This window comes from Streptomyces sp. NPDC048275, assembly GCF_040652275.1.
Lineage (GTDB): Bacteria > Actinomycetota > Actinomycetes > Streptomycetales > Streptomycetaceae > Streptomyces.
Window position 1 is genome coordinate 38397 of record NZ_JBEZLR010000006.1, and the last position, 26486, is coordinate 64882.

The window sequence follows — 26486 nt, forward strand, 5'->3', positions numbered from 1 at the left end:
TGGTTCACCAGCCGGAGGCGGTGTAGACGACGGCGGTGTCGCCCTCGGGCCCCCAGGCCAGCTCGCGCAGCAGGCTCAGGGTGCCCTCGTCGGGGTCGATGAGCTGGATGCCACGGCCCGCGTAGTGCCGCATCAGCTCGGGGGTGACCATGCCGTGGTTGCCGTCGCCGGTCGGAGCCCAGGGGCCCCAGTGGACGGTGAGCCCGCGTCTGCCCGCCCCGGCGTCCGCCCACCGGGCGCCCAGGGTCTCCAGGGCGTCGTTGGCGGCGGCGTAGTCGGACTGGCCGCGGTTGCCGAGGGTCGCCGCGATACTGCCGAACAGCACGGCGAACCGGGGCCCGTCCGGCAACTCGCCGATCGCGTCGAGGAGTTCACACGCGCCGTCGACCTTCGTACGGAACACCCTGTCGTACGACGTCGGGGCCTTCTCCGCGATCAGCTTGTCCTCGATCACGCCCGCCGCGTACACGACGCCGTCGAGTCTGCCGTGCTCGGCGTGGATCTCCTTCACCGCCCGGCGTACGGCGTCGCCGTCCAGCGCGTCCACGGCGCGGTAGCGCACCTCGGAGCCGAGGCCGGCGAGACTGCGCAGGGTGCCGCGCACCTCGCGCTCGGCTTGGATCCGGCCGATCGCCCGCTCGATCTCGGCGGGCACCCGCAGCCCGCCGGCGATGAGCGCGGACCGCAGCTCGCCCGCCGTGCCCGCGGCTGCGAGAGCGGGGTCCTCCGCGCCCTCGGGCAGCGCGGTACGGCCGAACAACTCGATCCGGCAGCGGCTCGCGGCGGCCAGGGTCGCGGCGAACCGGGCGGTGATCCCACGGGCACCGCCCACCAGCAGCACGACCGACTCGCAGTCCAGGCCGAGCGCGGCGGCCTCGGCGGCGCCGTCACCGGCCGGGCCCGCGCCCGTACTGCCGAGCAGGCCCAGGCTCTCCTCGGTCATGCGCAGTCCGCGGCGGGTGCCGGGGGTGCGCAGCACGACCGGCTCGCGGTCGTCCGCGACGAGTTCGGCGACGAGACCGGCGGCGATGTCCTCGGGCGTGGTGTCCGCGGCGTGCTCGACGACCCGGGCCACCGTGTCGGGGTACTCGCGTGCGACGGAGCGGAAGAAGCCGCGCAGCCCGGCGGAGCTGCCCGAGGCCAGCACCCAGCGCGGGTCGCCCGCCAGAACGCGCTGGTACCAGGGGTAGGCGTCGGGCAGGACGGGCGGGGCGTCCGGGGCGACGAGGTGGACGATCCCGTCGAAGGGCTGATCGGCCGGGGGTTCGTCTGCGGTGATCGCGTGGGCGCCGTGCGCGGTGAGGCGGGCGGTCAGCGCGTCGGTGACCGGTCCGGCAGCACCGAGCAACAGGAAGCTGCGGCCGATCAGTCGGCCGCTGACGGGCTCGGTGTCTGTGCGGGCGAGGTCGAACTCCCGCATCACGAGGCGCTTGGGCGCCACGACGACGGGTTCCGCGTCGGCCGGGCCGGGTTCCGGAGCCTCGGGCCCCGCTGCCTCCCCCCGAACGCCGCCCACCAGGGCGGCGATACCCGCGGCGGTGCGGGCCTTCGCCAGTCCCTCCACGTCGGTGTCGCCCGTCGCGGTCACGCCGAGACGGGCTGCCAACTCGCCCGCGATTTCCGCCCGTTTGATGGAGTCGACGCTGAGGTCCGCTTCCAGGTCGAGATCTGGTTCGATCATGTCCACGGGGTAGCCCGTGCGCTCGCCGATCACCTCCAACACCAGCGCCAGTACGGACTCGGCGGTCGGTGCGACACGCTCGGCGACGGGGGCGGGTGCCGGCCCGGTGACCCGCTCGACCAGCGCGGTGATGGCAGCGGCGGTACGCGCCTTCGCCAGCTCTTCCACGTCGGTGTCGCCGGTCGTGGACAGGCCGAGCCGTCCGGCCAACTCGCCCGCGATTTCGGCGCGTTTGATGGAGTCGACGCTGAGGTCCGCTTCCAGGTCGAGGCCGGGCTCGATCATGTCGACCGGGTAGCCGGTGCGCTCGCCGATCACCTCCAGCACGACCGACAGGACCGAGCCGCCGACGGGCGCGGGCACGGCAGCCGGTGCCGCGGGCCGCGCGGTCACCGTGACCGGAGCGTCCGCGTAGGTGACCGGGGCGGGCGGAGCCGGCGGTCTCGCCCCCGGCTCCGCCCCCAGATACCCCAGCATCACATCCCGCTGCGCCGCGATCATCTCCCGGCTCGTCCGCAGGAACTCGCTGATCAGAGCCTCGGAGCCAGTGGCGGCCACCGGTCCGGCTGAGGTGCTGTGGGACACGAGGGCCTCCGGGACGCGCGTGGCGGGATGGAGTGCGGCGGCGGGGATCGCGCCGTCCGCCGTACGGATCAGATGGCCGTCGACGGTCCAGGCGGCGCGCTTGCGACGGGGAGTCCGGGCGTCTGCCGCGACCGCGTCCCGGCCCTGGAAGAGCCACGAGGTCCTGATGTCCGCACCGGCGACGGCCAGTTGAGCGAGGGCGCCGAGGAACCCGACGAGCCCGGTACGCCGGCCGTCCTCCAGGGCCACCGTGCGGTGCGGCCGGTCGCCGAGGACCGCGCCCACCAGCCGGGTCAGCACGGATCCCGGGCCGGCCTCGACGAAGACCCGGGCACCGGCCTCGTACATCGCCTCGATCTGGTCGGCGAACCGGACCGGGGAGCCGATCTGGGCGGCGAGTTCGGACCGGATCGCCTCGGGGCTCTGCGGGTAGCGCGCCGCCGTACGGTTCGACCAGACCGGGAAGTCGGGTGCGCTGATGGGGACTTCGGCCAGTACTCCGGCGAAGGAATGGCCTGCCGCCGCGACCAGCGGGCTGTGGAACGCGCAGGCGACCGGGATGCGTTTTGCGCTCAGGCCCTGGCCGCGCAGTTGCTCCACCGCGGCGAGTACGTCCCCGGTGGGCCCTGAAATCACCGTCTGGCGAGGCGAGTTGCGGTTCGCTGTCACCACCGATCCGGTGAGGCCCGCCGCCGCGAGGGCCGCCGCGACCTCCGGCTCGCCCGCGGCGACGGCGGCCATGGTGCCGGGGTCGCCGTCGCCGGTGGCGGCCAGAATGGCGGCGGCCCGCTCGCGGCTGGTCCGGAGCAGGGCCTCGGGGGTGAGAGCGCCCGCTGCGGCCAGCGCGACCAGCTCGCCGTAGCTGTGCCCGGCGGCCATCGACGGGCGCAGCCCGGCCCGGGAGAGAAGCTGGTGTGCGGCGAGTCCGGTCAGGCCGAGTGCGGGCTGGGCGACGGTGGTGTCGGTGATGCGCTCCTGCTGCTCCTTGCGGCCCGCCTCGTCGAAGGCCGTCGGCGGGAACAGCACCCGGGCCGTCGTCTCGTCGAGCCGTAACTGACGCTGGAGTTCGGGGAAGGCCACGAACAGCTCGGCGAACATCCCGGGCCGCTGGCTGCCCTGCCCGGGGAAGAGCAGCGCCACTCCGCCCGTCTCGCGGTCGTCGGCACTGAACAGGCCCTCCTTCGGGGCGTGTTCCCCCGCGACCGCCCGGCGCAGTAATGCCGTCAGCTCCTCGGTCGAAGCGGCCACGAGGGCGATCCAGGCCCGGGCGCCACGGGAGGCGGCGGACTCGGCACGCCGGGAGGCGCTGAGGGCGAAGTCCCGCAGCCGCCACGGCTCGTACGGGCCGGGGTCGGCCTCGACGAGGGCGAGGAGTTCGGCGGCGGCCCGTACGGCCGTGGCCCGGTCCGCGCCCCGGAAGGTGAACAGCTCGGCCGGCCACTGCTGGGCGGCGGTGACCGGCGGCGGACCGTCCTGGTAGGCCCGCAGCACGACGTGGAAGTTGGTGCCGCCGAAACCGAAGGCGCTGACACCGGCCACCCGTTCGGCCGGGGCGGCCGACCACGGGCGGGCCTCGGTGTGGAAGGCGAACGGACTGCTCCGGGGGTCCCAGGCAGGGTTCGGCTCGGAGAGGTGCAGGGTCGGCGGCTTCACCCCGGTGTGCAGGGCGAGTGAGGTCTTGATGAGTCCGGCGAGTCCCGCGGCGCACTTGGTGTGCCCGATCTGCGACTTGACCGAGCCGAGCGCGCACCCGCCCGGCTGGGCTCCGGATTCCTCGAACACCCGGGTGAGGGAGCCGAGTTCGGTCCGGTCGCCGACGACGGTGCCGGTGCCGTGCGCCTCGACGAGACCGACCTCGGCGGGCGAGATCCCCGCGTTGCGGTAGGCCCGAGTCAGCGCGTTGTACTGCCCCTCGGGCCGGGGCGCGGTCAGACCGAGCGCCCGGCCGTCGCTGGCACTGCCGACGCCCTTGATGACCGCGTACACCCGGTCGCCGTCGCGCTCGGCGTCGGCGAGCCGCTTGAGCACCACACAGCCGACCCCCTCGCCGAGCGCGATGCCGTCGGCCGTGCTGTCGAAGGGCGCGGAGCGGCCGGAGGGCGAGAGGGCGTGCGCGGAGGCGAAGAGCAGATAGTCGTTGATGCCGTTGTGCAGATCGGCGCCCCCGCACAGCACCAGGTCACTCGTACCGCTCACGAGTTCCTTGCACGCCACGTCGACCGCGGTGAGCGAGGAGGCACAGGCGGCGTCCACGGTGTAGTTGGCGCCGCCGAGGTCGAGGCGGTTGGCGATCCGGCCCGCGATGACGTTGGCCAGGATGCCGGGGAAGGAGTCCTCGGTGAGCCGGGGCAGCCGCTCGTCGAGGGCGGGCGGCAGGCTGCCCAGGTAGGCGGGCAGGACGGAGCGCAGCGTCATGGCGTTGGACAGGTCGCTGCCCGCCTCGGCGCCGAACACGACCGACGCGCGGGCCCGGTCGAAGGTCCGGCTGCCGTAGCCGGAGTCCTCCAGGGCGCGGCGCGCGGCCTCCAGGGCCAGCAGCTGCACGGGTTCGATGGCGGGCAGCGACGCGGGCGGAATCCCGTACCGCAGCGGCTCGAAGGGGATCTCGGGGAGGAAGCCGCCCCAGCGGGACGGGGTCTTCTCCCCGGTGCCGTTCAGATCGTGGTAGAGGTCGGTGTCCCAGCGGGTCGCGGGCACCTGCGTGACGGCGTCCTCGCCGGCCAGGACGTTCGCCCAGAAGGTGGCGAGGTCGGGGGCGCCGGGGAACATGCAGGCCATGCCGACGATGGCGATGTCCAGCGGCTCGGGGGTGCGGGCGGTGGCCGGTTCCTCGATGCCGAGGGCCTCCAGCCGGGCCGCGAGGAAGTCGGCCGCCCCGGTGGTGACCGAGGTGTGCAGGTCGGCGACGGTGGTGACGGCGGAGCGCAGTACGGCGACCTCACCGGCCATGAACATGCCCTCGGCGAGCTGCCGTTCCTCGCCCACCTCGCTCAGTTCGCCGTCGACCCGCTCGATGCCCTTGCTGGCCAGCCGCAGCCGCCCGACGTTGAGCTGTTCCAGCTGCTCCCAGACCTCCCGGCCGGGTATCCCGCGGGCCGCCAGGTCCTCCTTGACGGCGGCGAACTCGTCGGTGAAGGGGCTGCTGACGCAGCGGGTGGCGTGTCCGGGAGCGGTCTCGAGCAGATCGGTGCGGTCGGCGGCGATCACCTGCCGCTGGAACAGGGGCAGCACCGCGCCCGCGCTCACGGCCTCCTCGGTGAACAGATACGCCGTGCCCATCAGCACGCCCACGGCGGCACCCCGGGCGCTGAGCGGCGCGGCGAGGGCGGTGACCATGGCCGCGGACCGCTCGTCGTGCACTCCGCCCGCGAACAGCAGCCGCAACTCGGCGGCGGTACCGCTCTTCGCGCCCGCCAGGAAGTCGTCGAGCACGCCGAGCTGCGCCTCCCACAGCGGGAAGCTGCCCCGTGGGCCGACATGGCCGCCGCACTCGGCGCCCTCGAAGATGAACTTGCGCGCGCCCGCCTCCAGGAACTGCTTCAGCAGCCCCGGCGACGGCACGTGCAGGAAGGTGGAGATCCCCACCTCCTCCAGCTCGGCGGCCTGTGCGGGACGGCCGCCCGCGATGATCGCGTGGGAGGGGCGGATCTCCCGTACGACCGCGAGCTGGGCGGCCTTGATCTCCTCGGCGGCGAAGCCGAGGACGCCGACACCCCACGGCGCGTCCCCGAGCGCCTCCTTGGTCTGCTCCAGGACGGCGCGGGTCTGATCGGCACCGGAGAGCGCCAGGGCGATGAAGGGCAGGGCGCCGTGGCCGCTCACCTCGGCGGCGAACGCGGCCTGGTCACTCACCCGGGTCATCGGCCCCTGGGCGATGGGCAGTTCGGTGCCGAGTACAACGCTGCCCGTGCCGCCGGGCCCGAGAGCGGGGCCCGTGCTCTTCAAGGCGGCGAGGACGGCGTCGCGCATGCCGCGCACCGCCGCCCGGACGGTGCCCCAGCGCTCCTGGAAGCGGGCCGCGAGGAAACCGTCCTGGCCGATCTCGGGCGCCGGAGCGCCGTCGGGGGAGCCCCGGCGCCGTACTACGCGGCGGCCGTTCTCCACGCTGGTCTCGGAGCCGTCGAGCCCGGCGAGCAGCGCGGTGGTCCCGGCGGGCAGCCCGGCCTCGGCCTCGGCGAGCAGGGCGAGCTGGGTGTCCAGGACGACACCGGCGCCGCCGCCCGCGACGACGGCGGCCGCCGTGTGCGGGCCCGCGCCGCCGCAGGCCCAGACCGGCAGGTCGAACTCCGCGTCGGCGAGAAGCTGTTGCACCAGGACGAAGGTGCTCAGTTCTCCCATGGCTCCGCCCGCCTCGTGGCCCCGGGCGATCAGTCCGTGCGCCCCGGCCGTGGCGGCCCGCAATGCCTGCTCGCGGTCGGTCACCTCGACGAGGACACGGTGGCTGGGGAAGTCGGCGGGGGTGCACGAGGCGTCGCCGGTCAGCAGGACGGTGTGCACACAGGAGGGGAGGTCCTGGGCGGGAAAGGCATCGTTGTCGGACAGCCGTACACCGAAGCCGGTGGCCGACCACTCCTCGGCGAGCGCGAGTTCCGCCGCCGCTCGGCGCCCACCCGAGGTGAGGTCGAGCACGCCGAGACCGCCGGCCCGCACGGCGGCCGCGGTGACCCGTGCCGAGGGGACGGCGAACGGGTTCAGGGCGATGACGATGTCCTCGACAGCAAACAGGCCGGAAGTATCGAAATTCGACACAGACACGCGAACGCTCCAAATCACACGAGAGTGAGGAAATGGTGGGGGAGAGCGCTTGCGCTTCGCGTGGAGACGGGTGAAGACGATGCGAAGCACGTTCATGCTTATTGCGCAGCACCGTGAAAGTCAAACTCTCAATGGAGCGGTTCTTTACGGACGTAACGCCACCGACACAGCGGTGTCGGATTCATGGGTGAACAGCTTGCAGGTGCAGGTCCGAGCCCACAACTGGACGTGAGGACACACCTGCTGACGGTTCGTCAGTTTTGCGCCATGATCGGGAAACATGGAAACGCATTGTTTCCCTCGATGTAAATTGAATCCTTCAACAGTCCCCCTTCCCATAATCAAAATGCGCGCCGGCCAAAAGGGTTGGATGCGGCACTTGAGTGTGAATAGCGACGATTCGTACTGGCCGGTAGATTGGCTCATTCTCAACAGCACGGCCCGGCCGCGGGAGCGGCCGGGCCGTGGCTGAATCCGTTCGGATCGGTGTCAGGGCGCGTACGACGCGTTCTGTGCCGTGTCCACCACCTTCTGGCCGTCCGCCTGGCCGAGCAGACCGGCGGACACCCAGGCGTTCACCGTGCTCCGCACCCGGGAGACCAGCGCGGCCTTGTCGTTGAACGGAGCCCCGGCCCAGATCTCGTCGAGAAGCGTGGTGCCGTCCGCCTTGGCCGGATCGGCCACACCGGAGTCGGTGTTCCCGAAGACGACCTTGGGCTCGGACCGCCGGAAGTAGGCGTGGGTCGGGTCCTCGGTCCCCTCGAAGAACGGCGCGAACTCGGTGCCGTCGAGCGTGTAGTGGAGCGGCTTCCCGCTCACCGGGGTGAGCGTGGGCAGCAGATCCCCGGAGAGGGCGGCGTTGCGGTACAGCCCGAACGGAAGGTAACCCGTACTCGCGTTGCGGGCCACCAGGTTTCGCGGCGAGGTGAACACCACGATCTGCACGGGCATCCACGAGCGCATGAGCGCCGCTCAGAGGGCGGGGCTCATGCGGCTGTTGGAGGAGTGCGACAGTGACGGGACGACACTATTCAACCGGCTGAAGAAGCCCGCGCAGGGCCCGACCTGGTCGCACTTCAAGAATCTGATCAGGCGTCTGGAATGGGTGGACGGGCTCGGCGGCACCGGTGTGTGGATGGACGGTGTCGCCGCGGGGAAGATCACCGACTTTGCCGGGGAGGCGGACGCGGCGGATGCCTCCGAGCTGCGGGACTTCGTCCCCGTCAAACGCATCGCGCTGGTCGCGGCTCTGACGCACAAGGCGAGGATGCGGGTGCGGGACGACCTCGCGACGATGTTCTGCAAGCGCGTGGCGACGAAGATCAAGAAAGCCAAGGCGGAGCTGGAGGAGATCCGGCTCGCCGAGCGGGAGATCGTCGAGGCTCTGATCGGGAACTACCGCACCGTGCTGAAGCACATCGACGAGGGCGGCCCGGCCCAGGAGGCGTTGGAGAAGGCCGCGGCCATGACCGCCGAGGCCCGCAAGGCGCTGGAGGGCCTGGACGAGGAGGCGTCGGTGGACGAGGTCGCGACGCGACTGGAGGGCAGGGTCTCCCCGGCTGTAATCGCCCTGGTGAAGGCCCAGATGGTGCAGGCCGCTGCACCGAACTCCGCCGACGCGTCGAACAGCTGAGGTCCCAGCAGCGAAGCCACCCGCCACGGCCGGCCCCGCAGCCGCCCGAGGACTCGCCCAGCAGCGTCGTGCGCACCCTCACCACCCAGCTCGCCGAGCTCAAGCAGCGGCACCGCGACGAGGTCCAGGCCCTGCGGCAGGCCCTCGAAGCCGCCCAGAGCGAGAACCTCGAACTGCGACGCCGCCTCGGCCCCGGCGCGAGCCGTCACCGGTAATCCAGTCGCCAGGACCGGTCCCCGTTCGGCAGACTCCACCCAGTGGACCAAGTAACGAAGATCGCGAACCGGCTGGCCGGCATCGGCGGCGTCGTCGCAGTCTGCCTCGGCGGCAGCCGGGCACGCGGCACGCATAGGCCCGACTCCGACTTCGATCTTGGCCTCTACTACCGCCCTCCGCTGGACACCGCCTCCCTGCGCCTGCTCGCCACCGACCTGACCGGCGGCGCGGTCGAAGTGACCGAGCCGGGCGGGTGGGGTCCCTGGGTCGACGGCGGTGGCTGGCTGACCGTCGACGGGGCACACATCGACTGGATCTATCGCGACCTGGACCGCGTGCACCGGATCTGGCAGCAGTGCCAGGCCGGGCACTTCGAAGTAGGCACGCAGGCAGGCCATCCGCTCGGGGTCTACTCGCACGCCTACGCCGGTGAGGTAGCCATCGGACGCATCCTCGCAGACCTCACCGGTGAACTGGTCGCCTTGCAGGAGCAGATCCAGACCTCATACCCGCAGCCCCTACGTGACTCGCTGGTCGCCAACGCGCGATGGGAAGTGCCGTTCACCTTGTCCATCGCCCGCAAAGGCGTGACCCGAGGCGACGCCTTCTACATTGCCGGCTGCCTATTCCGCGTGGTGGGACTCCTCGTGCACGCCCTGCACGCCCAGGCCGGGTGGTGGGTGCTCAACGAGAAAGGAGCCGTCCAGGCGGCAGCGCAGCTCCCGACCGCTCCGGCCAACTTCTCCGCACGCGCCCACGCCCTGTTCGGCGCACTCGGAGCCACCCCGGACGAGCTCATCACCGCGATCGACGACGCGGACCAGCTGGCCGCCGATGTATTGGACAACCTCTCTCCGGGGTGACGGGGCGCACTGTCACGGACGCGACCGCAAGTGTTCTACCTGCACGAATACGGCCCACTCGCCCGTTTGCCCCAGATACGTCCTGAGAGGCCGTGTACATCATCGAGGGCCTGCTGAAGAACACGTCCGAGGTGCAGCCCCGGATCGCGTAGCGGGCCTTCCACTCGTCGGTCTCCTGGGCCTGGCGGGCGGCTTCGAGGGCTTGGTGGCGCTCGCGCGGGCGCCGCGCGGAACTTCTGGGACATGGTCGTCCCGGTACGGATGTACGGGATCGGCGGTCGAGAAGTCGCGAACTCCCCTTCGTGTTCGACGGGTTGACGCGCTTTACCGAGTGTTGACAATCGAGGGCAGGTTGTACTTAGGTTTGCCTTACCTAAGTGGTTCCTGTCGCCGAGAAAGGTGCTCCGTCCACCATGAGAGCTGTTCCGTCCGTCCGTACCGCCGCCCGCGCGGGTCTCGCCGTCGCCGCCTCCGCCGTGCTGACGATGGGTCTGGCCACCTCGGCCTCCGCCGCCACCTCGACCCGCACGATCACCGACGGGAGTACCACCTACAACCTGTCGCTGACCGCGCCGGGTTCGGCCGCCGCGGCGGGCCAGGTCATCACCGTCTCGGGTTCCGGCTACAACACGAGCCAGGGCATCTACGTCGGCCTGTGCGCGGTCAGCGGCGCCCAGGGCGCGGCCAAGCCCACCCCCTGCCTGGGCGGCCAGGACGAGTCCGGCTCGACCGGGGCCTCGCACTGGATCAACAACACCTTCGGCGGGTTGTTCGCCAACAGCTCCAAGTTCGGCACGGGCGGCACCTTCAGCGTGCAGATCTACGTCAAGGCCACGCTCGACGACGGCAGCGTCTGCGGCGAGGACGTCACCTGTGCCGTCGTCACCCGTGCCGACCACTTCGACACCAACGACCGCAACTACGACGTGCACGTGCCGATCGCCTTCCAGTAGGCGATCGCAGGTCCCGCCGGTTCCACGGGCCGACCGTCCGACCGGTTCCACGGGCCGGCCGTCCGGTCGGCCCGTTCCGGCACGTCCAGCAGCCGAGAAAGGTGTCCAACAGACCATGAGAGCCCCACCGTTCGCCCGCGCGCCCGCCGCGGAGCGGCATCCCGATCACCTTCCGGTAATCGCCCTCAGGGCCTGTCCGGCCGTATCCGACAACCGAGGAACCCCCCATGGCAGACGACGCGTTGGCCCGGCGTGAGCCGGACCCGGTCAGATCCCGGCTCAGACGTCCCGCGGCGCTCCTCGGCGCCGCCGCCCTGGTGGCCGCCGCCGTCACGGCCGTCACCGCCGGCTCCGCCGCCCAGGCCGCCGACACGCCGCGCACCGCACTCGGCAAGGAGGGCCAGAAGCTCTCCGTCTCCGCCTCCGCCAACCTGGACCCGGACGGTGAGACCCTCCGCGTCACCGGCGAGGGCTACGACGACACCCTGGGCATCTACGTCGCCGTGTGCAAGGACAACGGCGACAACCGCATCCCCACGCCCTGCCTCGGCGGTGCCGACCAGTCGGGAGACAGCGGCGCCTCGAAGTGGATCATCCCGGCGGGCGCTCCGGGCGAGGGCGCCGGCACGGTTGCCATCCCGTGGGGCGAGGGCGGCACCTTCGACGTCGAGCTCGAGGTCAAGGCCAAGGACGCCGCCCTCGACTGCCTTCAGGTCGCCTGCTCGGTCGTCACCCGCGTCGACCACAACGGCACCGGCGACCGCTCCCAGGACGTCCGCATCCCCCTCACCTTCGAGGGCCAGGACCCCGGTGACGGGGATGACGGCGGCGACGGCGTGGACGTACCGGCGGGCACCGTCAGCTACGTCAGGACGGCCGAGTTCACCACCGCCGGCCGGCCGCTGGACCTCTTGCTGCACCCCGACTCCGGGAAGCTGTACGTCGGTTCGGACAACATCCTCGACACCGCGGACGTGGCCGAGCAGGGTCTGTACGCCCTCGACCCCGACGACGGCAAGCTCCTCAGCCACATCGCGCAGGCCCCCGGGGCCACCGGCACCCTGGCCAACCGGGTGGTCCGCAGGATCGCCTCCCCGCTCCCCGGTGACGGCGTCGTCTTCCACTACCCGCTGCGCGGCATAGGCACCGCCAAGGACGGCGACACCGCGGCGAAGGGCGTCTGGCTGACCGGCGCCGACGTCACCGGCGTCGGCCCCGGCACCGAGGCCGGCACCACGCTGGTCGCGCAGGGGCCCGTAGTCTCCGAGATCGACACCGCCACCGGCGCGGTCGAGCGGACGGTCACCCTGGACGGCGGGAACGCGCTCGGTGTGGACCTCGCGCACCAGGCCGTCTGGTCCGGCGACGGCGCCGAGGGCAAACTGCGCCGCGTCGACACCGGTTCCTTCACGGTCACCACGACGGTCGACATCCCGGCGGAGTGGGTCTACTTCGTCGAGCCGGACCCGGTGACCGGCAACGTGTGGGTGAGCACCGGCTACTCGGTGACCGTCTTCGACAAGGACGGCAAGAAACTGGCCGCGCTGACCGGCAAGGACAAGGCCACGGCGATGGCCTTCGACAAGACGACCGGGGAGGCCTTCGTCCTCCGCGAGGACTACGGCACCGCCGAGCAGGACGGCGCGGACAACGTCGGCGCCCTGGAGGCCTACGACAGCGCGACGTTCCAGCAGGCGGCCGAGCCGGTCGCCCTGCCGGGCAGCCGCTCCAGCACCTACGCCGGCGTGGCCGTCACCCCGGGCGCCACCTCCGTCTACGTCACGAACCAGACGGAGAGCGAGGTCGTCAAGCTGGACCGCCGGATGTCCCCGAAGGTGACCCAGGCCCCCACGGACCAGTCCGTGACCCCGGGCGACGACGTCACGTTCGTGGCCGCCGCCGAGGGCACCCCGGAGCCCACCGTGCGCTGGCAGGTCAGCCCCGACGACGGCCAGACCTGGACCTCCCTCGAGGGGGCGACCAAGAACACGTACTCCTTCACCGCGAAGGCGTCGCACGACGGCTACCGGTACCGCGCCGAGTTCACGAACACCGTCGGCACCACCCGCACCACGCCGATCACCCTCACGGTCACCGAGCCCGATGACGACGGCGGTACGGATGGGGGCGGCGACGGCGACGGGGACGACGTGCCGTCCGGCACGGACACCGTCACCGGACCGGAGGGCCAGAAGCTCACCGTCACCCCGGTCGACGACCTGGCCACCGAGAACCAGAAGCTGAAGGTCACCGGCTCCGGCTACGACGAGGACAAGGGCATCTACGTCGCCCTGTGCGTCGACAACGGCGAAGGTGAACTGCCCACCCCCTGTGTCGGCGGCGCCGACACCACCGGCACCTCTCACAGCTCCGTGTGGATCTCGTCCAACCCGCCGGACTACGGCGAGGACCAGGCCATCCCGTACGGCGAGGGCGGCACCTTCGAGGTCGAACTCACCGTCGATGCCAAGGACGAGTACACCGACTGCCTCAAGTCGGCCTGCGTGCTGGCCACCCGCGCCGACCACACCCTCTCCGGCGACCGCACCCAGGACGTCAGGGTGCCCGTCACCTTCGTCGGACAGAACCCGGACGACGGCGGCGACGACACCGGCGGTACGGCCGGCGGCAGCACCGGCGGAACCACGACGGGCGGCAGCACGACGGGCGGAACCACCGGCGGCGGCACGACGGGCGGCGTCACCGGCGCGACCTCCGGCACCAGCACGGCCGGCGGCAGCCTCGCCGCCACCGGCGTCACCGTCCTGACCATGGCCGCACTGGCCGCGCTGCTCACGGCGGGCGGCTGGTTCCTCTACCGGCGCGGACACCTGAAGCGGACAGACGCACGTTAGGGACGCCGTACGACAACGAGGGCTCCCCGCGTTCTGCGGGGAGCCCTCGTACGCGTGCGCCTGAAGCCGTCAGGCGGCGACGGGAAGCCCCGCCGTGCGGAAGACCCGGTGCTCGGTGTCGACCGCGAACACCTCGCAGTCCTCGCGTGCGGCGGCCCACTCGATGCCCTCCGCGCCCATCGCGAACGCCGCCGTGGCCGTCGCGTCCGCCTCGGTCAGCGACGGGGCCACGACGGTCATGCTGAGCAGGCCGGTCGCCGGACGGCCGGTGCGCCCGTCGACGATGTGGTCACCCCGTTCGTACCGCGCGGAGGTCGCCACCGCGCCGTCGGTGATCTCCAGCACCGTGCACAGCCGGTCGGCCTGCTCGGGGTGGCGTACGCCCACCCGCCACGGACCGCCCGCCGAGGCCACGTCACCACCGGCGTTGAGGCAGAACCTGGTCGCCCCTCGCTCGGCCAGCAGCTCCGCGGCCCGTTGCACCGACCACCCCTTCACCATCGCGCAGGGATCAAGACCGCGGCCGGGCAGCCGCACCTGGAACGCGCCGCGGGTCGCGACCCGGTAGTCCTCGCACAGGGCGAGGACCTCGACCAGATCAGGGCTGAGTTCGTGCGGTTCCAGCTCGCCGCGGTCCAGCCGGGACACCTCGCTGTCGGGCTTGAAGGGGCTGAACCGCGCGTCGACCTCGCGCAGCCAGGCGAACACCGCGTCCGCGGCCTCCTCCCGCGCGTTCCCGTCGTCGATCCGCAGCGAGACCGGGAACCCCATCACATGCTCGACACGCCGCACTTCAGGCGCCCTTCGCGTCGAGGGCGGCCTGGAGGGACTCCCGGTAGCCGTCGCTGGTGATCGTGGCGCCGGACACCGTGTCGATGTCGGCGCTCTGGGCCTGGAGGGTCTCCTGGACCAGCTTCGGCACGGCGGCCGTGGTCTGGGGGTGGTTCGGCTGCTTCAGCATCCGTACCGAGGCGATCGTGTCGCCGTCGAACGTCACCTCGACCTGCACATCACCCTTCTCGGTGGCGACGGTCGAGCCCGCCACGACCTGGGACGAGGCGCCCGAGGACGCGGAAGGCGTCGAGGCGGGCTCGGCGACCTCGCTGGTGGACGTCGTGGCGGTCGACGGTTCGTAACGCCACACCGTGACCAGGCCCACGACCGACAGGGCCAGGACAGGCAGTACTCGCTTCACGGTGTTCCCCTCATCCAGCCAGGCTGAAGCGTTCGGAGTGGATCTGCGGCTTGGGCACGCCCAGCTCGCGCAGACCGCGCAGGACGGCACCGGTCATGCCGGGCGGACCGCACACGTAGACATCCCGGTCGGTGAGGTCCGGCACCAGCCGGACGAGCTCCGACGGCGCCAGCCGGTCCGGCACGACCGGTCCGGTGACCAGGTGCAGCACGGCGCCCTTGGCGTGGGCCAGCTCCCGCAGTTCGTCGTAGAGGACCGCGTCCTGGTCCGTGGCCACCCGGTAGATGAGCACCGCGTGGCCGTGCAGCTCCTCCAGCAGCGCCCGGAGCGGGGTGATCCCCACACCGCCGGCGATGAGCAGGGCGTCCGGCCGGGTCCGGTGCATCGCGGTGAAGGCACCGTAGGGGCCCTCGGCGAAGACCCGCGTACCGACCGGGATGTGGCGCAGGGCGGCGGTGCCGTCGCCGGCCGTCTTCGCGGTCAGGCGCAGCGTACGGCCGTCCGGCGCGGCCGACAGCGAGAACGGGTTGGCCTGCCACCAGCGGTCCTTGGTGAGGAACCGCCACAGGAAGAACTGCCCCGCCCGCGCGGGCAGCCGGTCCAGGTCCCGCCCCGTCATGTAGATCGACACCACGTTGTCGGACTCCGGCACCACGGCCGAGACCCGCAGTTGGTGGCGCAGGTTGCGCCACAGCGGAAGCGCCACGCGTCCCAGGAACACCGAACCGAGCGCCACTCCCCACATGCCCCACCAGTACGCCGTGGCCGTGGACGACGTGGTGAAGGTGGTTCCCACCCCGATCTGGTGCGTGAACGCCAGCACCACCGCCACATAGGTGTAGAGGTGTATGAAGTGCCAGGTCTCGTAGGCCAGTCGGCGCCGGGCGAACCGCGCCGACACCGCGCCGATCACCATGATCAGCACCAGCGCGACCATCGCCCGCAGCACGCCCTCGACGGTCTCGGCCAGGTCCACCAGCTGGTCCACCGGGCCCATCGACGAGGACTCGGCGTAGCCGAAGGTGATGAACACTCCGTGCGCCGTCAGCGTCCACAGCAGGCCGAAGCCCACCCAGCGGTGCCACGAGGTCAGCCGGTCCATGCCGATGCGGCGGTCGAGCCACGGCAGCCGGGCGACCAGCAGCAGCTGGAAGGCCATCAGGAGCGCGCCGTACAGCCCCGCCAGCCGCCCCAGCAGGAGCAGGGCGTTCGAATCGAGCGGAGACTGGAAGAAGAAGACGGCCACCACGCCCACGTTCACGCCCAGCAAGGTGTACAGGCCGGCTCGGGCCACCACCTTGGGACGTACCGCCGTGGGGGGCGGCTGGAGACGTTCGACAGTCGTCACGGACGCAGGCTCCTAGTTTCGGGTCCGGGGACACCGAGCCTGCCTGGTCGGAGCTGTCGTTTTCCTGTCGGTCAACTTTCAAGTGATTATCGATGTGGATCAGGGGCGTGGGCGGCTATGGCTTCCGGAGCCGGGTGAAGCACTATGAGCGGGTGGAAAAAGTACGCCTCCTGGTCGTGGACGACGACCCTCCCATAGCCGATCTCGTCGCGACCGTCGCCCGCTACGAGGGCTGGGAGGCCGCCACCGCGCACTCCGGCGAGGAGGCGCTGCGCCGGGCCGCCGAGTTCCGCCCCGACATCGTGGTGCTCGACCTGATGCTCCCCGGCCTGGACGGGTTCGCCGTCCTGGACCAGCTGCGCCAGTCCGGGACGATGGTGCCCGTGGTGTTCCTCACCGCGCGCGACGGCGTCGCCGACCGGGTCGCGGGCCTCACCCGGGGCGGCGACGACTACCTGGTCAAACCGTTCGCCGTGGAGGAACTGATGGCGCGGCTGCGGACCGTGCTGCGCCGCAGCGCCGGGCCCGGGTTCCAGCGGTCCGTGCTGACGGTGGCGGACCTGACGATGGACGAGGACACCCGGGAGGTGCGGCGCGGCGGGCGACGGCTCACGCTCACCCCGACCGAGTACGAAGTGCTCCGCTACCTCATGCGCAAGTCACCGACCGTGCTGACCAAGGCCCAGATACTCGACCATGTGTGGGAGTACGGCTTCGGCGGCCGCTCCAATGTCGTCGAGCTGGTCGTCAGCAGGCTGCGGCGCAAGCTGGACGGCTTCGACGACAGCGGCGACAGCGGCGCACCCCTCATACACACCGTGCGCGGCGTCGGATACGTGGTGCGGCTGGTCGCCGAGTGATCAGCAGGCTGCGGGAGACCTACCGCCGGCTGCGCCTGGGCACCCGGCTGGCCCTGGGGATGGGCGTGCTGTCGCTCGTCGTGTTCGCGGTCGTCGGCACCGCGCTGACGACGTATATGCGCGACTACCTGGACCGCCAGCTCGGCGAGCAGATGAAGCTCGTCCAGATCGCCCAGTCCAAGGACGCCCAGACGCACGGCACCGTGCAGCAGAAGCCGTACTACGGATGGTTCACCGCCGTGTACGACCTCTCGGACGGCACGGCCGTACTCCGCAAGCCCGCCGACGTACCGGCGGACACCGCGGCACTCGCCGCCGCCGCCCAGACGCTGCCGGACGTCACCTCCGCGCACACCCTGCGCAACGCCTCCATCGACGGGCAGGGCACGTACAAGCTGCGGGCCTGCGAGGTCGAACCCGGGGTTGTCCTGGTCACCGCGGCGCCCATGGAGGACCTGCAGAACACCATGCGGCAGCTGATCACCGTCCAGGTCGTCGCCTTCGCGCTCGCGCTGCTCGGACTCGTCGTGAGCGGCCGGGCGGTGCTGCGGCGCGGCCTGCGGCCGTTCAGCGACATGGCGCACACGGCCCGCGGCATCACCTCGCACAACCTGACCGGCTCGGCCCGCCTCGCGGTGCGGGCCGGCGGCGGACGGGGCGGACCGGAGGTCGAGGAACTGCGCACCGCGTTCAACACCATGCTGGAACACATCGACGACTCCCTCGCCGTCCGCACGGAGGCGGAACAGCGGCTGCGCCGCTTCGTCGCCGACGCCTCGCACGAACTGCGCACCCCCCTGATGTCGGTACGCGGCTACGCGGACCTCTTCCAGTACGCGGCGGCCAACGAGCCCGAGGAACGCGAGAAACACCTGGCCCGGCTGCGCGCCGAGGCCGCCAGGATGGGCGTACTCCTCGACGACCTGCTGCTGCTCGCCCGCCTGGACGCCGGCGAGGTGGAGGCACCGCTGCGGCTGGTGGACGCCGACCTGGTGGAGCTGGCGCGGGAAGCCGCCGACGCCTTCCGCGCGGGCCGGCCGGACCACGCGCTGTCCGTGACGGCCGGTCCCGATCCGGTGCGGCTGCGCCTCGACCCTCTGCGTATCCGGCAAGTGCTCGACAATCTCCTCACCAATGCCGCCGTGCACACCCCGCCGGGGACGAAGGTCTGCCTGGACGTGTCCGTCGCGGGTGGCACCGCCCAGGTGCGGGTCACCGACTCCGGCCCCGGGATCCCGGCCGCCGACCAGGAACGGGTCTTCGACCGCTTCTACCGTGTCGACAAGGCCCGCAGCCGCGACCGCGGTGGCAGCGGCCTGGGCCTCGCGGTGGCCCGCTCACTGGTCCGGGCGCATGGCGGCACCGTCGAACTGACCAGCCGCCCGGGTTCGACGGCCTTCACGATCAGGATGCCGCTCGCCCGGACGGACTGAGCGCCGGGCATGCCGAAGGGGCCGCGCGGGCGTACTACGGGGGAGGTACGCCCGCGCGGCTGTCTGTGTCGTCCGCTCAGCTCGTCGCGCGGACCGCGTCGCGGATCAGTTCGGCGACCACCTTCGGCCGGGACACCGCGACGGCGTGCGAGGCGCCCTCGACCTCGAGGACGGTCGCGCCCGCGCGCGTCGCGCCGAAGCGCTGGACCTCGGGGTTGATCGCCTGGTCGGCGGCGGCCACGAGAGCCCAGGAGGGCTTGTTCCGCCACGCGGCGGCCGCGGCCGGCTCCGTGAACACCGAGGCCGCGAGCGGGCGTTGGGCGACCGCCAGCACCTCGGTGACGTCGGCGGGCACGTCCGCGGCGAAGACGGACGGGAAGGCCTCGGGGACGATGGTGACCTCGACGGCGGGCTCGGCGCCCCCGACGGGATACGTCCACTGCCTCAGGCTCGCGCCCAGCGGCGAGTCGGGGAAGCGCCCTTGCAGTTCGCCGAGGCTCTCGCCCTGGTCGGGGACGTACGCCGCGACGTAGACCAGTCCCACCACGTTGTCCGTGGTGCCGGCCACGGTGATGATCGCGCCGCCGTAGGAGTGGCCCACCAGCACGACGGGGCCGTCGATCTGCGCGGCCACCGACGCGATGTACGCGGCGTCGGACGCGAGACCGCGATGGGGGTCCCCCCGGCTCGAGCGAAGCCGAGAGTTGGGGGAGGGTTCGGTGGCGCCACGACGGGGATGCCGTGGCTCTGGAGGTCCGCGATGACGCCGGACCAGCTGGCCGCGTCGGCGAACGCGCCGTGGACGAGCAGCGCGGTGGGCGTGGTGTTCTCAGACATGGTCGACCTCCCTCTCAGCTGGCGTGCAGCGCGGTACGCAGCGTGCCGGTGGCCAGCGTGATGGCGGCCTCGGCGGCATGGGTCTCGCGCAGGGCGTTGAGCATCACGAAGTCGTGGATGATCCCCTGGAAGCGCACGGCGGTCACGGCCACTCCGGCCTCGCGCAGCTTGTTCGCGTACGCCTCGCCCTCGTCCCGCAGCACATCGGCCTCGCCGGTGATGACGAGCGCCGGGGGCAGTCCGGTGAGCTGCTCGGTGGTGGCACGCAGCGGCGATGCGGTGATCTGGGCGCGCTCGCCCTCGTCGGTCGTGTACTGGTCCCAGAACCACTGCATGCCGTCGCGGCGCAGGAAGTAGCCCTCTGCGAACTGGTGGTAGGAGCCGGTGTCGAAGTTCGCGTCGGTGACCGGGTAGAACAGCACCTGCTGGAGCAGCGGGACATCGCCGCGCTCCTTGGCCATCAGGGTCAGGGCCGCGGTCATGTTGCCGCCCACCGAGTCGCCGGCCACCGCCAGCCGCGTACCGTCCAGGCCCTTGGTCGCGCCCTGCTGGACGACCCACTGGGCGACCGCGTAGTTCTGCTCGATGGCGACCGGGTAGCGGGCCTCGGGGGAGAGGTCGTACTCGGGGAAGACCACGGCGGCGTTCGCGCCGACGGCGAGCTCGCGGACAAGGCGGTCGTGGGTGTGGGCGTTGCCGAACACCCAGCCCGCGCCATGGATGTAGAGGATCACCGGCAGGGTGTCCTCGGCACCGGCGGGCTTCACGATACGGGCCCGGACGCTGCCGGTCGGACCGCCCGAGACGGTGATCCACTCCTCGTCGATCGCCGGCTTCTCGATGTCGCCGGACTGCACCTCGTCGACGGCCTTTCGCCCCTCTGCCGGGGCGAGGTCGAACAGGTACGGCGGATTGGCGGTGGCTTCCGCGAAAGCGGCTGCCGCCGGTTCCAGCACCGGCTTGACGGGCTCTACGGCGTCGGACATGGGAATCTCCTGGAACGTGGTGCTCGGGTATGCCGGGTGATATCCCGGTGTTGCCCACCCTAGAGTCGGGGTACCGAAATGAATGGTCTGACAGTGCACTGTCGCTGTTCTCGCAGCGCACGGAAACGAAACCTGGTCCGACCGGACGAACAAGTGAGTGCGCCGGCAGGAAGAATCCGGTGCGCTGACAGAACTGTCCAGTTGTCATTGCGTATCGACTATCACCTCTTTCGGTAGACGCCCGGTCCGCGTATCCCGGCCGACGGTGTCCCGCCATTCGCTGGGGGACATTCCGTACGCGGCCCGGAAGACCCTGCTGAAATGTGTGGCGCTCATGAAGCCCCAGCGGTTGGCCACCGCCGCGATGGTCTGGCTGCTCCGTGCCCGGAGCATCAGGTCGCGTCGGCACTTCTCGAGGCGGCGCCGCTGGATCCACCGGCCGACGGTGGTGCCCTCGTCCTGGAAGAGCCTGTGCAGGTACCGCGCGGAGATGCGGTGGGCCCCGGCGATCACCTCGGGGGACAGGTCCGCGTCGGTCAGATGCCGGTCGATGAACTGCAGAATCCTTGCCATCAGCGGAGACCGGGCGTCGGGCGTGCCGGTGACGTCCCGGCCCAGTCGCTCCGCGGCGAGGGTGGCCAGTACGTTCACGGCGTTCCAGGCGAGCATCTCGCCGACCGGGGGCCGGGACGACGAGGCGGTGTCGGCGAGTTCGGACAGGAACGGCGACAGCAGGGTTCCCAGCCGGGACGTACGCGGGACCGGAGCGCCTGCGAGCCGGTGCACGTCGGTCCCGACGAGCCCGAGCGACTCGCGCGGCACGAGGAACGTCTTCATGCGGAAACGTTGGGGGAAGTCGAGCGTCGGCGGGTGGTGCGCGTCGTAGAAGCAGATGTCTCCCGGTGCGAGGAGGACGTCCGGCGGCTCTGGCGAATCGAGGTTGCCGTGGCCGCCTCGTACGCCTACGAAGAGATACTCGCCGCTGTCCCGGGCGACCAACCGGTGAGCCCGCCGGGCCGGGTGCGGCCGACCGTCCTGGGGCAGGCTCGCGGGCGCCGCGCTCGTGATGACGATGCCGAGGCCCAGGGGCATCCGGCACACACCGGTCTCACCGCCGTCGACCTCGATGGTGCTGAAGGTGGACGTCATCCGCCGTTTCCTCTCAAGCCTGCCGAACTGTTGCGAGGAGGGGCGACGGATCCCAGGGGCCGGTCGTCCACTCCGATCGGAGCGTAGGTCGGCGGGAGTTCAAAAAGAGTGACGCGGGAGTGACAGGGACTCCGGCTCGGGGAGGTCGGGGAGTTCGGCGGCGAACGCGCGGAGCAGGTCGTGCACGGTGTAGCGGCCCGGAACGGGTTCGGTGACGAGATGGGCGTCGGTGAGTTCGTTGAGGATCGGCCGGGCCCGGTGCACGGGCAGTCCGGCGAGGTCGGCGGCGGCACCCGCCGAGATGTCGGGGCCGGGGTGCTGCGACAGGAGTCGGAACAGCCGGGCGGCGGCGGGTGTCAGCGACCGGTAGGAAGGGGAGAAGGCGGCGCCGAGACCCGCGAAGGCATCGAGGCTGCCGTGGCAGTCGCGGAGTTCGGCGGCGATGGCGGCCAGCGGGAAGTCCTGGCGGCTGACGGCGCGCGCGGCGACGATGGCCAGGGCCAGTGGCAGGCGCCCGCACCGGGCGATGATCTCCTCGGCCGCCCCGGGCTCGGCGGCCAGTCGCTCCGGGCCGACGCGCAGGGCCAGCGAGGCGCGGGCGTCCCCGGCGGACGGCAGTTCCAGGCGCAGCGGACGAGCACCCGAGGCGATCAGTCCGGGCAGCCCCTTGCGGCTGGTGACCAGGGCCAGGCAGCCGGGCGAGGCGGGCAACAGCGGGCGCACCTGCTCGGTGCCGGCCGCGTCGTCCAGCAGGACCAGCGCCCGGCGGCCCGCCAGCAGACCGCGGTACAGGCCGGCGAGCGCGTCCGTACCGGTGGGGAGGTGCCGGGGAGAGGCTCCGAGAGCGGTGACCAGCCCGCGGAGTGTTTCGGCGGGTTCGGGCGTGGGCCTGGCGGGATCGAATCCGCCCAACTCGGCGTGGAGCTGACCGTCCGGGAAGCGATCGGCCACCTCATGGGCCCAGCGCACCGCCAGCGCGGTCTTCCCCATCCCCGCCATCCCGCTGACCAGGATCGTCGTGGGCGCCCCGGAAGAGGCCGCGGCCTCGGCGATCTCCGTGAGGCTGCTCAACTCGCCCGTCCGCCCGGCGAAGACCGTCAGCCCGGGCGGCAACTGGGCCGGCCGGGCGAGGGGCTCCATCGGCTCGGACGGCCTGGTCCGCCGATCCAGGCCGGACGGGGGTTCGGGTGCCCGTCGGTCCTGGCCGGACGGCGGTCGGCGTGTGGGCGAGTTGAGGCCGGGCGGGGCCCCGGGTGCGGGTGCCCGCAGGGTCCGGCCGGACTCGGGGGCCGGTGTCCGCAGGTCCTGTTGGAGTACCCGGGTGTGGGCGCCGGTCAGTTCGGCCCCGGGAGCTACCCGCAGCTCCGCCGCCAGTCGGCGCCGGACCTCCTCGTACGCCGCCAATGCCTCGGCCTGCAGTCCGGTGGCCGCGAGGACCATGACGAGCCGGGCGTGCAGGGACTCGTTCAGAGGGTCGAGCTCGGCGGCCCGGCGCAGGCCGGGCAGCACCTGCTCCGTCCGGCCGCACAGCAGGGCCGCGTCGGCAGCCATCTGCGTCGTCTGCGTCAACTCGCGCTCCACCGCGCCGAACAGAGCGTGCTCCCGTACCGACGCGGGGATGCCCATGGCCACCACCGGGCCGCGCCATTCGCGCAGGGCTGTGACGAAGTGCCCTACCGCCTCCTCGGGCCTGCCGGTGGCAACGGCCCGCTTGCCCTGTCGGGTGAGGTCGCGAAAGCGCAGCAGATCGATTTCGCCGGTCTCCGCCTCCAGCAGGTAACCACCGGCGCGGCCGAGCAGACGACGGCCCGGCGCCCGCGGCGCCAGCCCCGGTTCGAGCAGCCGCCGCAGCGAACCGACATAGCGGCGCACGACATTCGTGGCGCTGGCCGGAGGGCGGCCCGCCCACAGTACGTCGACGATCTCGCCCAGCTGTACCGGCCGGCCCGCCCGCACCATGAGGAGCCCCAGCAGGGCCCGCTGCTGGGGGAACCCGAGATCGACTTCCCGCTCCGCACGCCGGACCCGCAAGGGGCCCAGTAACTCGAACTGCATCACGTCTTCAAACTACGGCCTTCGGACGGTCGGGACGGCGGGCCCAGAACGCCGACGCCCGACACGGCCTGCGTCTGCCCTTCGCCGGGGAGCCGAGTGCGCCCCCTGCCCGGGGTTACGTGAGATCGAGCCGCTTGTCCCTCCCGTGCAGCCGGGCGCGGACCCGGTCGGCGTCGGGGTGGCCGAGCTCGGTGAGGATGACGAGGGCTTCTCGCCAGGAGGCGCGGGCCCCCGCGTCGTTGCCCGTCGCGAGCTGGGTTTCGCCGAGGCGGGTGAGGGTCTCGGCCTCGGGATACGGCACCCCCAGCTCCTGGTAGAGGGCGATCGCGTTGCGGTAGCCGAGCAGGGCGTGCGGATGACGGTGGAGGTGGTGGTAGGCGTAGGCGATGCTGTCCCAGGTGGCGGCCTGGCCGTAGCGGTCCCCCAGGTCCTGCAGCATGGACAGGGCTTCGAAGCAGTGGCTCAGGGCCTTGCGGTAGTCCCCGAGCTGGGCGTGGTACCAGCCGACGGAGTTGAGGACGCTGGCCTGTGCGGCGCGCAGGCCGGCGGTCCGGAAGAGGCCCAGGGCCAGCTGGTTGTGCCGGAGGGCACCGGGCAGGTCGCCCCGCTGCTCGCATTCCCAGCCCAGACTGCGGTGGGTGTTGGCCCGCCCGATGTCGTCCCCCGACGCGGCGAAGAGCTCCAAGGCGCGATCGAGGCGGGGGCGGGACCGGTCGTGCAGGCCCAGCCTGCCCTCCGCCCGGGCCAGTGCGCGCAGCCCGCGGGCCTCCATCGCCGGATCGGCGAGCCGCTGTGCGGCCGCCAGCGCGGTGCGCTGGGTGGCGGCCCAGCCGTGCCAGTCTCCCCGCCGGTCGAAGAAGGGTTCCAGCGCCCAGGCGAGCAGGCAGGCGAGTCGTTCGTGACCGGAGCTCGCGGCCGCGTCGACGACGGCCAGCAGCATCCGGTACTCGGCCGACAGCCAGGCCAGGGCCTGACTGTCGTCGGCGAGCGGCTCGGGTGCGACCCCGGGTGCGGAAGGCTCGAGCGGCATCGGATCGCCGTGCGGGGCGAGCAGCAGCGCCGCGGCGTGGGCGGTGTGCAGACAGTGCTCGAACAGTCGCCGTGCGGCCGCGCGGCGTGCGGCCTCCGGGTGATGGGTGTGGACGAGCTGGGTGGCGTGCGCGTGCAGCAGGTCGTGGAAGGCGTAGCGGCCGGGCGCGTGCTCGTTGATGAGGTGAATGCCGGACAACTCGGCCAGCAGCCGCCGGGCCTCCCGCACCGGAACCCCGGCCAGGGCGGCCGCGGCCGGTACGGAGCAGTCCGGGCCGGGGTGCAGGGCGAGCAGCCGGAAGAGCTGGGAGGCCTCGGCGGAGACGGCGCCGAGGGACCAGGAGAAGACCGCGCTGACGTCTGCCGAGGTGTCGGGGTGGGCGAAGGCGTCGAGGCTGCCGTGGGCCTCCCACAGCTCGGCGGCGACGGCGGACAGCGGGAAGTGCGGATGGGTGGCAGCCCGCGCGGCGACGCAGGCCAGGGCGAGCGGCAGTCCGGCGCACAAGGTGATGATCTCGGCTGCCGCCCGGGGCTCGGCCGCGATGCGCTCGGCGCCCAGCCGGTGGCCGAGGAATGCCCGTGCCTGGTCGGCGTCGAAGGGACGCAAGGTCAGCGAGTGGGCCCCGTGCGCGGCCACCAGCCCGGAGAGTTGGTTGCGGCTGGTGACGACGGTGAGACAGCCGGGCGTGCCGGGAAGCAGCGGCCGGACGTGATCGGTGTCGCGCGCGTTGTCCAGCAGGACGAGGAACCGGCGGCCGGCCAACACGCTGCGGTAGAGCGCGGCTTGGGCGTCGACGCCGTGCGGGATGCGCTCGGGCGGCACTCCCAGCGCGTCCAGGAAACCGCGGACGGCCTCGCCCGGGTTCATGGCCTCTCCCGACGGGTCGAATCCGCGCAGGTTGACGTAGAGCTGCCCGTCGGGGAAACGGTCGGCGACCTGATGGGCCCAGTGCACGGCGAGCGTGGTCTTTCCGATCCCCGCCATTCCGCCGATGGCGCTGATCACCACCGTCGCGGTGGGCGACGCCTCACTCGTCAGCGGTCCGAGCGCGTCGTCGAGTTCGGTCTGCCTGCCGGTGAACGTCGCCAGGTCGTGGGGCAGTTGCGCGGGTGCCGGCGCGGGAGGCGTCTGTGGCTCGGGGAGACCGGAGGCCGGTTCATCGGGTTCGCGGTGGGGCGGGCCGGACCCGGGCGACGTGAGGGGTGCGGGGGTGTACAGCAACGCCGTCCGGTGGGCGTCGTGCAGTTCCGGGCCGGCGTCGATGCCCAGCTCGTCGTCGAGCCGGGCGCACGCCTCCTGGTAGGTGCGCAGTGCTTCGGACCGCCGGCCGTCGGCGGCCAGCGCGAGAATCAGCCTGGCCAGCAGCGGCTCGTCCAACGGGTGGTCGGCGGCGGCCTTCTGGAGCTCGGGCAGGACCGTGCCGGCCAGGCCGACGGCGAGCAGGGCCGCGTCGGCCGCCTCCCGCACGGCGGCGACGTACTCCCGGCTCGGCAGGCCGAACACCGCGTGTGCGCGTACCTCCTGGGGGATCCCGGCGGCGACCGGCCCCTGCCACAGGGACAGTGCCTCGGTGAACAGCTCCGCGCTCCGTGCGGACGCCCCTTCCGCGGCGGTGCGCCGGGCCTCGTCACGGAGTTCGCGGAAGCGCAGGAGGTCCAAGGAGCCGCTGTCGGTCAGCAGGCGGTATCCGCCCGCGTCCCGTACCAGCCAGTGGCCCGTGGCACGGGCGGGCAGGCCGGGCTCCAGCAGACGCCGCAGCGACCCGACGAGGCGGCGCACCACATTGACCGCGGTGGGCGGCGGACGGTGGCCCCACAGCGTGTCCACGATCTCGCTCATGCCGACCGGTGCATCGGCGCGCACCAGCAGCAGTGCCAGCAGCGCTCTCTCCTTGGGACGCCCGAGGTCCAGTTCCGTTCCCGCCCGCCAGGCACGGACCGGGCCCAGGACCGCGAAGCGCACGGGCTCCAGCGTCAATTCATCCCCCTCGAGATCCCACCCCAAGGATTGACTCTACGTCACCGACTTTGTTACCCCTGGTTACAGGACGCC

General features: G+C 72.1%; 15 protein-coding genes and 2 pseudogenes. 7 read left to right on the forward strand and 10 right to left on the reverse strand.

All coding sequences use genetic code 11. The features are described from left to right. Positions 1-4: 4 nt before the first annotated feature. Positions 5-7021, reverse strand: coding sequence for an SDR family NAD(P)-dependent oxidoreductase (locus AB0D57_RS06090; protein WP_362067532.1), 7017 nt, complete (start codon positions 7019-7021; stop codon positions 5-7). 489 nt (positions 7022-7510) lie between these two features. After that, positions 7511-7954, reverse strand: a pseudogene (locus AB0D57_RS06095) (glycosylase); the annotation flags it as partial. Positions 7955-7982: 28 nt separating this feature from the next. Here AB0D57_RS06095 and AB0D57_RS06100 point away from each other — a divergent pair. From AB0D57_RS06100 to AB0D57_RS06120, 5 genes are all read left to right on the forward strand, one after another. Continuing rightward, the gene (locus AB0D57_RS06100; protein ID WP_362067534.1) at positions 7983-8654 is read left to right on the forward strand and encodes a hypothetical protein; all 672 of its coding nucleotides are present in this window, start codon (positions 7983-7985) and stop codon (positions 8652-8654) included. Positions 8655-8722: 68 nt separating this feature from the next. Beyond that, positions 8723-8869, forward strand: a complete 147-nt coding sequence (locus tag AB0D57_RS06105; protein WP_362067536.1) for a hypothetical protein — start codon at positions 8723-8725, stop codon at positions 8867-8869. A 42-nt stretch (positions 8870-8911) separates the two neighbouring features. Beyond that, positions 8912-9733, forward strand: a complete 822-nt coding sequence (locus AB0D57_RS06110; RefSeq protein ID WP_362067538.1) for a nucleotidyltransferase domain-containing protein — start codon at positions 8912-8914, stop codon at positions 9731-9733. Between the two features lie 413 nt (positions 9734-10146). Beyond that, positions 10147-10686 (forward strand): hypothetical protein, encoded by a 540-nt coding sequence (locus tag AB0D57_RS06115; RefSeq protein ID WP_362067540.1) that lies wholly within the window; start codon positions 10147-10149, stop codon positions 10684-10686. A 227-nt stretch (positions 10687-10913) separates the two neighbouring features. Further along, positions 10914-13541, forward strand: a complete 2628-nt coding sequence (locus AB0D57_RS06120; RefSeq protein WP_362067542.1) for an immunoglobulin domain-containing protein — start codon at positions 10914-10916, stop codon at positions 13539-13541. A gap of 69 nt (positions 13542-13610) precedes the next feature. Here the strand turns inward: AB0D57_RS06120 and AB0D57_RS06125 are convergent, their stop codons facing one another. Genes AB0D57_RS06125 through AB0D57_RS06135 form a run of 3 tightly spaced genes read right to left on the reverse strand, consistent with a single transcriptional unit; the run spans position 13611 to position 16084 of the window. Then, positions 13611-14333: an FAD:protein FMN transferase gene (locus AB0D57_RS06125; RefSeq protein WP_362067544.1), complete on the reverse strand. Its 723-nt coding sequence runs from the start codon at positions 14331-14333 to the stop codon at positions 13611-13613. A 1-nt stretch (position 14334) separates the two neighbouring features. Next, positions 14335-14736, reverse strand: a complete 402-nt coding sequence (locus tag AB0D57_RS06130; protein ID WP_362067546.1) for an FMN-binding protein — start codon at positions 14734-14736, stop codon at positions 14335-14337. Between the two features lie 10 nt (positions 14737-14746). Then, positions 14747-16084 carry a ferredoxin reductase family protein gene (locus AB0D57_RS06135; protein ID WP_362067548.1) on the reverse strand — a complete coding sequence of 446 codons (1338 nt, stop codon included), beginning with the start codon at positions 16082-16084 and terminating at the stop codon, positions 14747-14749. A gap of 152 nt (positions 16085-16236) precedes the next feature. Between AB0D57_RS06135 and AB0D57_RS06140 the strand changes: the two genes are divergently transcribed. Further along, a complete protein-coding gene (locus tag AB0D57_RS06140) occupies positions 16237-16944 on the forward strand; it encodes a response regulator transcription factor (protein WP_362067550.1) in 708 nt (235 codons plus the stop codon). Further along, positions 16941-18377, forward strand: coding sequence for a HAMP domain-containing sensor histidine kinase (locus tag AB0D57_RS06145; protein ID WP_362067552.1), 1437 nt, complete (start codon positions 16941-16943; stop codon positions 18375-18377). The genes AB0D57_RS06140 and AB0D57_RS06145 overlap by 4 nt, the downstream gene beginning before the upstream one ends. Positions 18378-18453: 76 nt before the next feature. Here AB0D57_RS06145 and AB0D57_RS06150 read toward each other — a convergent pair. From AB0D57_RS06150 to AB0D57_RS06170, 5 genes and pseudogenes are all read right to left on the reverse strand, one after another. Beyond that, positions 18454-19214 (reverse strand): annotated as a pseudogene (locus AB0D57_RS06150) (alpha/beta hydrolase). Positions 19215-19228: 14 nt separating this feature from the next. Beyond that, entirely contained in the window at positions 19229-20200 is a 972-nt protein-coding gene (locus tag AB0D57_RS06155; RefSeq protein ID WP_362067554.1) for an alpha/beta hydrolase, read from the reverse strand. 204 nt (positions 20201-20404) lie between these two features. Then, the gene (locus tag AB0D57_RS06160; RefSeq protein WP_362067556.1) at positions 20405-21349 is read right to left on the reverse strand and encodes a helix-turn-helix domain-containing protein; all 945 of its coding nucleotides are present in this window, start codon (positions 21347-21349) and stop codon (positions 20405-20407) included. Between the two features lie 99 nt (positions 21350-21448). Further along, entirely contained in the window at positions 21449-23404 is a 1956-nt protein-coding gene (locus AB0D57_RS06165) for a BTAD domain-containing putative transcriptional regulator (protein WP_362067711.1), read from the reverse strand. 115 nt (positions 23405-23519) lie between these two features. Continuing rightward, positions 23520-26411, reverse strand: coding sequence for a BTAD domain-containing putative transcriptional regulator (locus tag AB0D57_RS06170; protein ID WP_362067558.1), 2892 nt, complete (start codon positions 26409-26411; stop codon positions 23520-23522). Positions 26412-26486: the final 75 nt, after the last annotated feature.